This window comes from Streptomyces sp. NPDC021622, assembly GCF_040640795.1.
GTDB lineage: Bacteria > Actinomycetota > Actinomycetes > Streptomycetales > Streptomycetaceae > Streptomyces.
Map to the genome: position 1 here is coordinate 103,248 of NZ_JBFACK010000021.1, position 13,110 is coordinate 116,357.

At 71.0% G+C, this 13,110-nt stretch carries 9 protein-coding genes; 1 reads left to right on the top strand and 8 read right to left on the bottom strand.

The genetic code is table 11. From position 1 onward, the window contains the following. Positions 1–16 precede the first annotated feature (16 nt). The 6 genes from AB0G47_RS34325 to AB0G47_RS34350 form a co-directional block, all read right to left on the bottom strand. Positions 17–3,808: a lipopolysaccharide biosynthesis protein gene (locus AB0G47_RS34325; protein WP_360778067.1), complete on the bottom strand. Its 3,792-nt coding sequence runs from the start codon at positions 3,806–3,808 to the stop codon at positions 17–19. Between the two features lie 151 nt (positions 3,809–3,959). Then, a complete protein-coding gene (locus AB0G47_RS34330; RefSeq protein WP_360777955.1) occupies positions 3,960–4,760 on the bottom strand; it encodes a polysaccharide deacetylase family protein in 801 nt (266 codons plus the stop codon). Then, positions 4,757–5,794, bottom strand: coding sequence for a glycosyltransferase family 2 protein (locus AB0G47_RS34335; protein WP_360777957.1), 1,038 nt, complete (start codon positions 5,792–5,794; stop codon positions 4,757–4,759). The genes AB0G47_RS34330 and AB0G47_RS34335 overlap by 4 nt, the downstream gene beginning before the upstream one ends. After that, complete coding sequence (locus AB0G47_RS34340; RefSeq protein WP_360777959.1) at positions 5,791–6,624, bottom strand: glycosyltransferase family 2 protein; 834 nt, start codon at positions 6,622–6,624, stop codon at positions 5,791–5,793. The genes AB0G47_RS34335 and AB0G47_RS34340 overlap by 4 nt, the downstream gene beginning before the upstream one ends. Positions 6,625–7,015: 391 nt before the next feature. Further along, entirely contained in the window at positions 7,016–8,116 is a 1,101-nt protein-coding gene (locus tag AB0G47_RS34345) for a GNAT family N-acetyltransferase (protein ID WP_360778069.1), read from the bottom strand. 1 nt (position 8,117) lies between these two features. Beyond that, complete coding sequence (locus AB0G47_RS34350; protein ID WP_360777961.1) at positions 8,118–8,450, bottom strand: hypothetical protein; 333 nt, start codon at positions 8,448–8,450, stop codon at positions 8,118–8,120. 332 nt (positions 8,451–8,782) lie between these two features. On the opposite strand from AB0G47_RS34350, the gene AB0G47_RS34355 reads away from it, so the two are divergent. Next, on the top strand, positions 8,783–9,607 hold the full coding sequence (locus tag AB0G47_RS34355; RefSeq protein ID WP_360777962.1) for an SGNH/GDSL hydrolase family protein: 825 nt from the start codon (positions 8,783–8,785) through the stop codon (positions 9,605–9,607). A 41-nt stretch (positions 9,608–9,648) separates the two neighbouring features. On the opposite strand, the gene AB0G47_RS34360 is transcribed toward AB0G47_RS34355, so the two are convergent. Together AB0G47_RS34360 and AB0G47_RS34365 are read right to left on the bottom strand one after the other, a co-directional pair. Next, on the bottom strand, positions 9,649–11,340 hold the full coding sequence (locus AB0G47_RS34360) for a serine/threonine-protein kinase (RefSeq protein WP_360777964.1): 1,692 nt from the start codon (positions 11,338–11,340) through the stop codon (positions 9,649–9,651). 44 nt (positions 11,341–11,384) lie between these two features. After that, positions 11,385–12,776, bottom strand: coding sequence for a sulfite exporter TauE/SafE family protein (locus AB0G47_RS34365; RefSeq protein ID WP_360777966.1), 1,392 nt, complete (start codon positions 12,774–12,776; stop codon positions 11,385–11,387). Between the last annotated feature and the right edge of the window lie 334 nt (positions 12,777–13,110).

Below are 13,110 nucleotides of genomic sequence, written 5' to 3' on the forward strand. Positions count from 1 at the left end.
CGGCCTCGGACCCGCCTCACGCCATCGTCAGGAACCGCTGGATCAGCGAAGCGAGCAGCACCGCGAGCAGCGGCAGCGAGAACCAGAAGCTGCCCTGCAGCCACTGCAGTTGGCGCACACTCGGCGGCACCGCCACCCGCACGACCTCACGGGTGGCGAGCAGCAGGACCAGCGCCACGGCCGCCAGTGCACCGATCACCGACCAGGGTGTCCACGTCACCTGCGGCCCGATCGGACCCGGCGCGGCCTTCTCGGCCTTCCCCTCCGGCTGCTTGCGCAGCGTGTAGAGGGTCGCGTCGTCGTTGGTGAGGACCTTCTTCAACTCCTGCCGGTTGTCCAGGTTCTTGATCAGCCGGGTGTCCCAGGTGGCCGAGTAGCCGACGTCCATCTGGAGATAGACCGTCTGGCTCTTGTTGATCATCAGATACGAGTTGGGGCCCGCGTCCTTGAGCGCCTTGACGAGGCTGGAGACGAGCACCGGGTCGGCGGGCGCCAGGGTGGGCACGTACTGGACCTTCTCCATGTCGCGGGTGCCCCACGGCATCGCGGGCGTCACGTTGTTGAGCGTGTCGTCGCTCATCCACAGCAGCCGGACGGTCGGTTCGTCGTGCTCGTACACGTAGTCCATCGCGGCGACTTCACCCGCACGGGTCCGCTCGAACGGCTCGTTGCCCCAGCGCGCCACCAGGAAGCCGCCCATCAGGACGAGTCCCGCCATCAGCGCGGCGAGCGGCGCAAGGCTCACCCGGTCGCGGTCCCGCTCCTTCGCGGTGATGCCCGCGCGCGGGAACAGGGCGAGACCGGCCAGGAGCGCGGCACCCGGCAGCGCGAACATGAAGACGCGCAGGGCCATTTCGCCGCCGTACGACTGCATGCCGAAGCCCAGGAACGGCACGAAGGTCAGCACGAGCAGCGAGCGTTCCGTGTACTTGTGGTCGCGCCGCCGCCACCAGCCCCAGCAGGCGAACGCCATGACGCTGCCCGCGAGCGCGACCCGCGCGTAGAGGACGAGTTGGTGGGTCGAACTGCCGCCTTCGATGCGCCCGGACACCGATGACGACACATTGCCGCCGACGCCGCCGATCCCGCCGAACAGCTCGTCGAAGTGCCCCGACCAGTACGGCTCGGCGAGGAAGCCGATCCAGACGAGGACCATGACGCCGAAGAGGATCGGCAGGCCGCGCAGCTCCGAGCGGCTCACCAGGACGAGCGCGGCGAGCACGCCGAGCATCACGAACGGCGTGAGCTGGTGCGCCGGCACCGTCGCCGCGAACAGCGCGACCAGGACCACCAGCAGCACCGCGCGCTGGCGCCGGTCGGCGGGCTCGACCTCGAGCTCGCCGGGCCGCCGCTTGGCCCACAGCACGTGCGGCGCGCGGAACCAGACGAGGAGCACCGCCACGAACACCAGATACAGCAGATAGGTGAAGCCCTGCGGGGAGAAGTAGTCCTGACCGACCCAGCCGCTCAGCGCGAAGATCCACAGCCCCGCCCAGCGGGCCCGCCAGGCGGCCCGCATGGAGCGGGTGAGCAGGAACATCGGTGCCAGATAGAGCAGTTGCATGGCCAGCGGCCACCAGCGGATCACCTCGGTCATGTCCGAGACGCCGCAGGCCTTCGCCACGAACGTGGCCGCGGCGAAGAAGCCCGGCCAGCTCCAGCGCGCGTCCAGGTCCGGCACCGCGGACCCGGTCCTGTCGATGTACTCCATGAAGCCCAGGTGCTGCCAGGCCGTCGCGAACCTCGGCTCGTCCTCCAGGACGGCGGGCAGCGCGTGCAGGCACACCACCGTGGCGATCAGGGTCACCAGGAGCAGCACCCGGTGCGGGCGGTCCATCCAGAGCAGCGAGGCGAAGACGACGATGAGCAGCGCGGCCCCGAGCAGCGTCGGCGCGGGCAGGATCGAGATGAGCCCGAGCCCGCCCATCTCGTCCAGGTCCGCCTCGCCGATGCCCGTGAGAGGCAGCCAGTAGAGGCCGAGCGCGAGGGTCAGGAGCAGCGCCATCACGGCGATGCGCAGGCGCGGGAACGGCTCGGGGACGTCGACGGGTTCGGGCGGGTCGACCGGCCTCGGCGGCGCTTCGGGCAGGTCCGGGACGCGTACGCCGGTGCCCCGCTCCTCGGCCTCCGACGTGCGGTGGGAGGCCGAGGAGGGGACCGGGGGAGCCGTGGTGGATTCGGGGGAGCCCGTCGGCGGCTCCGGGTATGCCGTCGGTGGTTGTGGGGCGGCCGTGGGCGGTTCCGGCGACTTCAGGGGCGATCTCAGCGCCCAGGTCGGCCGGTGATCCATGGCGTCCCCCTTGTCGCCCTTGTCGCCCTTGTCGCCCTTGCCGGCACCGGCCGTCCGGCCCTTCGCCGCCGGTGTCCCGGAAGCGGGCGTCCCGGGCCCCGGCCGCACGTCCGGCCTGCGCTCCGGATGCTCGAAGTCGAGCTGTACGGAGAGATGCAGCGTGTCCGAGTCGAGCCTGTCGCGCAGCGCCCAGGCGGGCCCGCGCCGCTCCTTGTGCCGCCCCGCGTCCTCGACCGCCGGCGACGGCGGCGCCTCCGGCGTCCCCAGGTCGGCCAGGTCGCCGTCCGGTGCCGCGCCGTCGGCCGGCGTGGACGAGGGAGCCGCCCGCGCCACGCGATACAGCTTCGGCGCCGCGATCGCCACGATCACCGTGAGGCTGCAGATCTCCGCGACGCCCGCGCCCGTGAGCCCCATCCGCGGCAGCAGAAGCAGCGTCAGACCAAGCACGAGGACGCACAGCAGGCCCTGCATCCAGGCGATCCCCGACGTACGGCTCTGCGCGCGCTGCACCGCGAAGTACGTCTCCATGACGACCCGCAGCGCCGCGCCCACCGCGAACCAGCGAAGCAGCGGTGTCGCCGCGTCCGCGTACCCCTGTCCGAAGACGCTCAGGATGAACGGCGCGCCGATGAAGAGCAGACCGCACACCGGCAGCATGATCCGCGCCATGCGGCGCAGCGCGGCCCGGGTGTTCGCGGCGAGCCGCGCCGGGTCGTGCGCGCCCTCGACGGTCAGCGACGCACCCATGTTGATGGCGAGCAGGTTGACCGTGCCGCCGATCGTGGTGGTGATGTAGAAGTACGCGTTGTCGACCGAGCTGACCTGCGAGGCGACGATCACCGGTACGAGATAGACCACGGCGAGCGAGAAGAGCGAGCCCGTGTAGTCGCCGGCCAGGAAGCGGCCCATCTCGCGCAGGGTCGGCGGCTGCGCCTTGTCCTGGGTCGCCTTCACATGCCGTGGCACGAGCCGCCGGAACACCAGCCAGCCGAGCGGGACGACCGACAGGGCGATCGCCGCGACCCACGACACGAACACGCCTGCCGTCGGGATCGCCGCGGCGAACGCGATGAGCAGCCCCAGCTTGACGACCGAGAAGATCGTGTTGCCGACCGGCACCCACAGCGCGCTGCGCAGCCCCGTGAGCACCCCGTCCTGCAGGGTCAGCAGCGACCAGGCGACGACCGCGGCGATGAAGCCGATGCCGGTCAGCGGGCCGTGCAGGAATCTGTACGAGGGCCCCCACAGGTCGAGGGTGAACAGGAAGATCAGCGCGGCGAACGCGACGACCACCGAACTGCCCGCGTACGTACGGAAGATGAGCTTTCCCGTGGCGCGTCCCGCGATGGGGATGAAGCGGGCGAGTGCCCCCGTCAGGGTGAGCGCCGTGAGCCCCGCGAGGAGCTTCATGGCGGCGATCGCCGCCGAGCCCTGGCCGACCGCCGACTCGGAGTAGTACCGGGCGGCGGCCAGCCAGAAGCCGACGCCGAGCACGCCGGAGATGCCGGTGTTCAGCATCAGCGCGTAAGCGTTGCGGAACAAGGGACTCCCGCCGCCGGAGCCACCCCTGCCGGGCAGCCGCAGTCTGCGCGGCCTGCCCGGCTTGCCGGACTGCGGCTGCTGTTCGGTACCGGGAGTCCCAGATATGTCTGCCTGGGCGGTCGTCGTGTCAGACACGGGTACGGATTGCCTTCCGGCGGGCCTGTCGGGCTCTGCGGACCACGGCGTACCCCTTGGTCAGGGCGCAGTCCTTTGCGAAGTTGCGGGTGATCGCACGGCCCTCGACGAGCCGCTCGAACTCCTCGATGCCGGTGGAACGGCGCACGGTCACCCGCTTCAGGGCGTACGGCCCCTGAGTGCGCCGCGCGAGGCCGTTGTTGACCGCGAGCGACTGGGCGAACCCGGCGCCGCGCACCGTGCGGCGCACCCGGCGGCTTGAGTAGCCGTACGGGTAGGCGAAGGAGAGCGGCCGGGTGCCGAGTTCGTCGGCGATGATGTCCTTGCAGCGAAGCAGCTCGAACCAGAGGTCTTCGTCGTCCAGCTGGTCGAGCTCCGGGTGCGTGTGGCTGTGCCCGCCGATCTCCGTGCCCGCCGCGGCCAGTTCGCGCACCTGGTCCCAGTCGAGCATCAGGTCGAGGCCGCCCCCGGTGTCGTACGCCCCGCGCAGCCAGCCCGTGGAGACGAAGAGCGTCGAGGCGAAGCCGTGCTTGGCGAGCACGGGCAGCGCGTGCCGGTGCACGCCCTCGTAGCCGTCGTCGAAGGTGATCAGGACGGGCCTGGCCGGCAGCGTCCGGCCGGGAGTGCGCCAGATCGCGGCGAGCCCGGCCGTGCTGAGCGGCGTGAAACCCCGCTCGCCGAGCAGCTCGAGCTGCTCGGCGAACGCCCCTGGCGACACGGACAACTCCCGTGTCGCCTCGGTCGGTTCATGGGCGATGGAGTGGTACATGAGGATCGGAACGGCGGCGCTCATCTCGGTCCCCCCTGAGCTGCGTCCCGCTCGATCTCCGTGACCGAGAAGGTGGCGCCCGCCCTGCGCGCGCGAACGCTCCCGACTACGTACCCCCCGGCCGCCGAGACCACTCCCGCGACGATGGCGCCCGCCCGGCCCGCGCCACCGGGGCGGGCGAGCAGCGCGTCGCGCAGACCGCGTCCCACACCGGCGGGCAGCACCCGCGTGGTGTACCTGCGCTCCGACTCAAGTCCCTTCTCGGCGCCCACACTTCGGGCCACCAGCGCCTTGGAGAGGCCTTCCGCGTACGTCCGCGTGCGGAAGTAGTGGAAGCGCTCCCGTGCGGCGGGGACGCGGTGGTGGATCACCGCACGGTCGTCGATGAGGAGCACCGCGTCGGGTCTGGCCCGCGCGAGGCGGATGCACAGCTCCGCCTCCTCGCCGCCCAGCGGCCGCTTGTCGCCGTCACGGCCGATGCCGGTCGCGAAGCCGCCCGCCGCATCGAAGGCGCTGCGGCGGAAGGAGGCGTTGCCGCCAAGCACGTTGCGCACCCGCACGCGCCCCTCGGGCAGCCCCTTGTACGTACAGCCGACGACCCAGTCGAACTCCTCGGGGAACCAGGCGGGCCTGCGCCGGGACTCCCAGACGGGCATGGTGCGCCCGCCCACCGCGAAGACCTTCGGGTCCGCGTACCCCTCGGCGAAGTGGCGCAGCCAGTCCCGCTCGGCCACGGCGTCGTCGTCGAGGAACGCGATGAACTCGCCGCCGGCTGCGGCGATGCCGGTGTTGCGGCCCGCGGAGAGGCCGCGGGGGCCCGCGTTGGCGAGCACCCGCACCCCTTCGGTCTCCTTGTACTCCTTGGCGAGCCGGTCGAGGAGCGAGGCGTTGTGGTCCACCACGAGCAGTGTTTCGAGGGCCGTCAGGGACTGCGCCCGCACCGAGGCGACCGCCGCAAGGATGTCCTCCCAGCGGTCCTCGGTGTAGACGCAGATGACGACCGAGAAGCCGACGAGGCCCGCGACCGTGCTTCCCCCGTGGTGGTCGGGACCGCTCAAGACACCTCTCCCTGACGCGTGCGGAAGGGGACACCACGGGTGCGGCGGCGCTGTTGCCCACGGCGGTTGGAGCGCTCCGTGAGGATCACCTTCAGGACCCGCAGGCCGTCGCGGACGGCGCTGAGATTGCTGGCGCCGTGGATGCGCAGATACTCGTGGCTGGGGATCTCCTGCACCTTCAGCCCGGCCTTGACCACCCTGATGTTCATCAGGGTCTCCACCTCGAAGCCGGTGCAGTCGAGGTCGATCTTGTCGAGGCAGTGCTTCCAGAAGGCGTTGTAGCCGTAGCACAGGTCGGTGTAGCGGGCGCCGAACTTGGCGTTCACGACGGAGCACAGGACGTGGTTGCCGAGCTTGCGGATCGGCGTCATGTCGTCCGTGGCACCGCCGTTGGCGAACCGTGATCCCTTGGCGAAGTCCGCGCCCGAGACGAGGGCGGAGACATAGCTGACGATCTCGTGACCGTCGGCCGAGCCGTCCGCGTCGACCATCACGATGATGTCGCCGGTGCACGCCTCGAATCCGGTGATCAGGGCGTCGCCCTTGCCCTTGCCGAGCTGCCGGACGACCTTGACGTCCGGCCACAGCTCCCGTGCCACGGACACCGTGTCGTCGGTGGAATTGCCGTCCACGAGCACGACCTCGTGGACCCAGTCGGGCAGCGTCTTGAAGACGTAGGGAAGATTCTCCGCTTCGTTCATCGCGGGAATCACGATGCTCACCGGCGGTGTGATCGCCAAGTGTGTGGATATCGGCCGGTAATTACCGGACGGCTTCGGCTTGTCTAACGGATCTTGGCCCGGCTCGGCCGGGCGCACAAAAGAACTCATGAGTCTGATCCCTCTCGTCCGGTGGACCGCCCACCCCCGGGCGGTCCGGCTATGTATCCGGTTCGAAAGGGGGGTTCTCACTCGCGCATGACGAAATAGATCTCCGTGCATGCCGAGTGAGCTGGCATCGCGCGGGACGTGACTCGGCACAGATCAAGTCGCCGAGCACGGCACCCCCCTACCGCGCCCCGCGCCGGAACCACCGCGATCTTGAGCCCTCCCCTAGATCGCATTGCGTGATGGACCGATGCGGGTGGATGTACGACGGTATTGATGATTGAGGCCGTATGGCAAGACCTGGAACGTGGCCTCACGTTTTTGATGATTTGGCCAGTCTTGGTGGACACATTGGTCGGCACATATGGAGCGCCCTCTTCCTTCTTCCTCCCCCTTATTCCTTCTTTCTTGATCGGAATTCACCGAAGCGTTTCAGCAGCTTGTCGGCCGGTTCAAAGAGTTCCGGCCTTGACAAGACGGTGTTGCGCAGCGCCCTGACCGGAGCGCGCCGCGCCCGGTGTCCGATCGCTGCCGGATGGCGCAGCGCCACCCACCCCTCGGACACGGTGAGTTCGCGTGTCTTCAGGGAGTCCTTGTACTGCTTCTGGCCCCGCCCCAGATCCATGTACGCGATGCCGTCGGCGGCGGCCGCCTCGGCCATCCGCAGATGCAGGATCAGGCCGGGCGAGTACTTCGCGAACGCCGGGTCGTAGGCCGGGAACCACTGGGCGAAGATCCGCTCGGAGCGCAGCCCGAAGTGCGCCGCGACCGGCACGTCGTCTACGTACAGCACGGAGAGCAGGCCGGCGAACTGGGCGGACCCGGTGTGGAAGAGCTGCCGCACGAGCTCGTTGATCCAGGCCTGCGCGAAGCGGTCGCTGCGGCCGGTCCTGCGGTACTGGGCCGACTTCCACTCCGTCAGGGTGCGCAGGACCGCCGGGTCGCGCTCGTCGTGCACATAGCGGACGGTGCCGTGGTCGCGACCGAGCCTGCGCTCCTTGGCGAGTGTCGTGCGCGTGAACTTCGGGGATTTTGCCCGGAGATGGCCGAGATAGGCCTCGTACCCCTGGTCCAGATCCATGACGGGCGACGCGAAGGAGCCGGAGGCGCCCGCCTCGAACGGCCCCTGGCCGCCGGCCAGATGGTCGAATTCCCACATCGCGAGCCCGCAGGCCCGCAGCAGCTCCCGCGCGTCCCAGGTGAAGCCGGGCCGGTGCACCAGGCCCTGGCAGTCGGAGACGCCGAGGCCGATGGCCCGGCCGACGCCGGTGATGGATCTCTGGTACGGGAAGAACGCCGCGGGCTCACCGGCTTCCCGGACGACCGCGATCCGCACCCCGCGCCGCCAGTGGCCCACCGCGAGGGTGAACTCCGGGGAGAGGAAAGGATTGGCCAGCTCGGGAGAGCCGTTGAGGTGGGCCTTGGACTGCAGCGCCGTCCAGGCCACCCGGTCGGCGGCGGTGAGTTCTCCGGGGCGGTGCACGGTGATGTCCACGTCAGGAGGTCCGCCTTCTCGGGGTGCGGCCACGCAGTCGCCGTACCAGTACCAGCAGGAAGATGAGCGAGCCGATCACGGTGACGGCCGCGACCCCGCCGCGCACCGACCACATGTGCAGGGCCAGCATGGCCTGGGCCACCAACAGGTTGACCGCGACGGCCCCGGAAACGGAAGCCACGATCCGGCCCCATGGTTCAAGTCCGCGCAGCGCGGCGCCGATTGCTCCCCCCGGCGCCGCGAGCAGGAAGAAGAGCGTGAAGGGTCCGCGCAGCGGTGAGTCGATGTCCGTGAGCGCGAGCATCGCACCGACGGCGCCGACCGCCACAGCCATGCCCCCGAGCAACGGAAGCAGATCTCCGTGACGGCTCGGGCGCTGTTCCGCGCCCGGCCCGGTGTCTGATGACGGTGCCTTGATCCTGATGGTCTGCATTGGCGACTTTGCCCCCCGAAGCGCCGGATGCCGGGCTTCAATGTCGCGCAGTCCGTGGCGGCCCGTCAAGATGCGGAGGGAGTGTGGAGATGTCCGATGCCGCCCCTTGAACTGGTGGGGAACTCCCTTGGTACGCAAGGGAATTGCGAGCGGACTTGTTGACATGAGCACTACCGACGGCGGATGGGAGGTGCTACCACAGTCGTGGGAGAAATCCTGCTAAGGGAGGTTCCATGAGATTGTCCCGAATCACGGCAAACATGTCCTCACTCCTCCTCGCCGTCGCCTTCGTCCTCACCGGGGCCACAGCGGCTCAAGCAGACCAGCGGACCGACCAACAGGCCGCGGCCACCGGCTATGTGGCACTCGGCGACTCCTACTCGTCCGGTGTCGGAGCCGGTGGATACGACAGCGGAAGCGGCGACTGCAAGCGCACTCCACGCGCGTACCCCGCGCTGTGGGCCGCCGCCAACTCACCGTCCAGCTTTAACTTCACGGCCTGTTCCGGTGCCCGTACGGGTGACGTCGTGGCCAACCAGCTCGGCCCGCTCGGCTCAGGGACGGGCCTCGTCAGCGTCTCCGTCGGGGGCAACGACGCCGGGTTCGCCGACGTCATGACGACCTGTGTGCTCCAGTCCGAGAGCAGCTGCCTCGCGCGCATCGCCACGGCGCGCACCTACGTCCAGAACACGCTCCCCGGCAAACTCGACCAGGTCTACTCGGCGATCAGCGGCAAGGCGCCCGCCGCCCAGGTCGTCGTCATGGGCTACCCGCGCTTCTACAAGCTCGGCGGCAGCTGCCTCGCCGGTCTCTCCGAGACGGAGCGCGCCGCCATCAACGACGCAGCCAACCTCCTCAACTCCACGACCGCCAAGCGGGCCGCCGACCACGGCTTCACCTTCGGCGATGTGACCAGCACCTTCACCGGGCACGAGATCTGCTCCGGCGACGCGTGGCTGCACAGCGTGAAGTGGACCAACATCGGCGAGTCCTACCACCCCACGTCCGCCGGTCAGAGCGGCGGCTACCTTCCCGTGTTCAGGGCGGCGGCCTCCTGACGGGCCGAGTTCGACGCGCAGTTCGACGCCTGCTGTGACGTCTAGTGCGCCGTGTAGGGGGAGACTCCGTCCGTCGGGGTCTCCTTCTCACATGTCACCGAGTACGCGACGGAGTTGGAGGTCGCCTGAACCGGGCCGCGCACCTCCACACTGATCTCGTTCTGATACGTATCGCCGGGCCCGGCGTCCACGGTCTCCGTGTGGTGCACCTGCTTGCTCTTGCCCCCGCCGGACGCGAACGTGAGCGTCTTCCAGCCGGGATCGCTCGGCTCGCCGGACTTCGTGACCCAGCGGTAGTCGACGGAGGCCGGAACCCGGCCCACCGTGAACGTCGCCGTGAAGGACGGTGCCTGACCGGCCGGCACCGGGCAGACGCCGCTGTACTCCGTGCGCACCCCGGAGACGGTCACCTTGACGGACTGGGGCGGGCGCGTGGTCGTGCCGCCGTTGCCGCCGCCGTTCGTGGAGCCGCCGGTCGAGCCGTTGCCGGTCGAACCGCCGTCACTGCCGCCGCCGTTCGTCGAGCCGCCGCCGGAACCCCCTGTCGTACTGCTGCCGCCGTTCTGGCCACCGTTCTTGCCGCCGCCGGAACCACTGCCCCCGCTCCCGCCGGTGTCACCGCCGTTGCCTCCGCCGGTCGAGCCGCCGCTGCTTCCGCCGCCTCCGTCGTCCCGGTTGACCAGGGCGTACGTGAGTCCGCCGAGGGCCAGCGCGAGCGCCGTCAGACCGGCCGTGAGGACGAGGACGGAGCGGCGCGAGCGGCTCGGAGCGGTCGTCGTCGTGGTCCCGCCGCCATAGGTGACCGGTGGCGGCTCCGGCTGGGGATGGGGCTGGGGCGGCGGCTGCGGTATCTGTCGCTGCTCCTGCGAGGTGACCGTGGGCAGGTACGGAACGGCGGGGTCCGCGCGCGGGGCGCCGCCCGCCGCGACGAGCCGCAGATCGCGCTCGGCGTCGGCAGGGGAGATCCGCTCGGCGGGATCCTTGCGCAACAGCCCTTCGAGTACGGGCGTCAGCGCTCCCGCGTTGCGCGCCGGCGGCAGCGCCTCGTCCACCACCGCACGCAATGTGCTCAGCGGGGTGTCCTGCCGGAACGGCGAACTGCCCTCGACGGCCGCGTAGAGCAGCACGCCGAGGGACCACAGATCGGACTCGGGTCCCGGCCGCTGACCCAACGCCCGCTCCGGGGCGAGGAATTCGGGCGACCCGATCACTTCGCCCGTCATGGTGAGGGCCGAACTCCCCTCCACCATGGCGATCCCGAAATCGGTCAGGACGATCCGCCCGTCATTTCCGATCAGTACGTTGCCGGGCTTCACGTCACGGTGCAGGACCCCCGCGTCGTGCGCGGCACGCAGGGCGGCGAGCACCTCCGCGCCGATGTGCGCGGCACGCTGCGGCGGCATCGGCCCTTCCGTGTCGAGCACATCGGACAGCGAGAGGCCGCGCACGATCTCCATGACGATCCACGGGCGCCCGTCCTGACTCGCCACGTCGTAGACCGTCACCACATTGCGGTGCGGGATACGGGCGGCGGCCCAGGCCTCGCGCTCCAGGCGGGCGTAAAGCCGGTCGACGTCACTGGCCGGGAGCCCTGCCGGGGCGCGCACCTCCTTGATCGCGACCTCGCGCCCCAGGACCTCGTCACGGGCGCGCCAGACCGTGCCCATGCCGCCCTCGCCCAAGGGGGCAAGCAGGCGGTAGCGCCCCGCGATCACACGCTCGTCGTCGGTCACGGGCGTCCCCCATCGGCAGCCGTGCGATTCTCCACAAAACTACCTCAACCGAGCGCCGTTGCCGCCCCTTTGAACACCAATCCGCACCCGAGGGCGACCACGACACAGGCGGAGCCGACGGGCAGGAACCGGTGCGTGGCGCGGCGCAGCCCGCGGGGTCCGCGCAGCCGCCGTCCGGCGGCGGAACCGACCCGCACCACGAGGAACCCGGCGGCGGTCAGCGTCACGGCGAGCCCCATCCCGTACGCGAGCACAAGCAGCAGCCCGAACCAGGCCTCGCCGAGTGCGGCGGCGCCGACCAGGACGACCACGGCGGAGGGGCTGGGCACGAGACCGCCGGCGAAGCCGAGGAAGAGGGCGCCGCGGAGCCGGGGCGGCGCATCGTGGCTGTGCTGATGGCCGTGGCCGTGGCTGTGCCCGTGGTGTTTGCGGCGGCGCCACGCCCTCCGCAGGAGCAGGGCCCCCGCACCGGTCACCAGGACACCGCTGGCGATGCCCAGCCAGGCGATGACGGAGGGCGCCGCCGCGGAGCCGCCCGCGACGAGTAGCCCGAGGGCCGCCACCCCGAGGGTGTGCGTGACGGTCACCGACGCGGCGAGCGGGAGGACGTCGCGCAGGGAGGCGCGGCCGCGGGCGGCGGCGGTCGCGGCCATCAGCGTCTTGCCGTGCCCCGGCGCGATGGCGTGCAGGGCGCCGAGCAACAGGGCGATGCCCAGGGCGAGTACGGCGAAGCCGAAGCTGAGATCGTGCCGGGCGACGAGCCCGGTGAGCGCCTGCGTCCAGCGGTCGGCGCCGCGGGGCAGCGGGGTCGCGGCGGGCGCCTCGGGGTCGGGCCGCTCGGCGAGGGCGGGGCCGCCGGGGGTGATGCGCAGCGCCGCCGATTCGTCGCGCGGCGGCGAGGAGAGGAGCCGCTCCGGGTAGCGGGTGAGCCGCCGCGACACGGACGCCTCCGGCACGTCGGCGTCCCTGACCGTCATGCGATCCCCCTGGGCGGTGATCTCCCGCCAGCCGGGGCCGGGTTGGCCGGCGGCCTCGAACCGGAGGGTGAGCTCGGTGTCCCGGGGGAGCGGGGCACCGAGCTCACACCGCACGCGCAACGTGCGCAGGCCCGCCTGGCCGTCGCGCGCGGTGGCGCCGGCGCGCGCCACGCTGAGGGGTACGGTCTCGCCGCCGACCCGCAGCCGACTGCCGCGGGCGGCCTGCCCGCACCGTTCCTCGGCCCAGGCGGCCAGGCCGACCTCTTTCACGCGGGGCATGGCCTGCGTGGCCGGAATCTCGGCAAGGTCTTCCACATGGTCGACGGTGAGGCGTCCCGGGGCGGCGACGATCCCGTCGTACCGGTTGACGGTGAAGTTGCCCAGGGGGTGAGCAGCGGCGGGCCCCGCGGGCAGCAGAGCGAGGACGATGGCGCCCCCGAGCCCTCCGAAGAATGCCATCCGCCGCTTCATCGTGCACCCCGCAGCCCCGGGCGGCCGAACAAGCCTTTCCCACCCACCCGCCCGAAACCCCGCAGCGCCGGGCGGCCGAACAGGCCTTTCCCGCCCACCCGTCCGAAACTCCGCAGCGGGGCAACGCGCCGGAGCGGGACGTCTGGGCGGGTGGGGGAGGCGGCGGCACCACGCCACTCGCCCGCAGCGCGCAACGTACGCAAGCGGCCGGACCCCGGCACCCACGCACCGCCGGCGCGCAGCGCTCGCGAGGGGACGTGGCGGTATGTCCGCACGGAGCACGTTGCGCATGTCTCTCCAGCCGCAGTAGCCGGACGCTCGG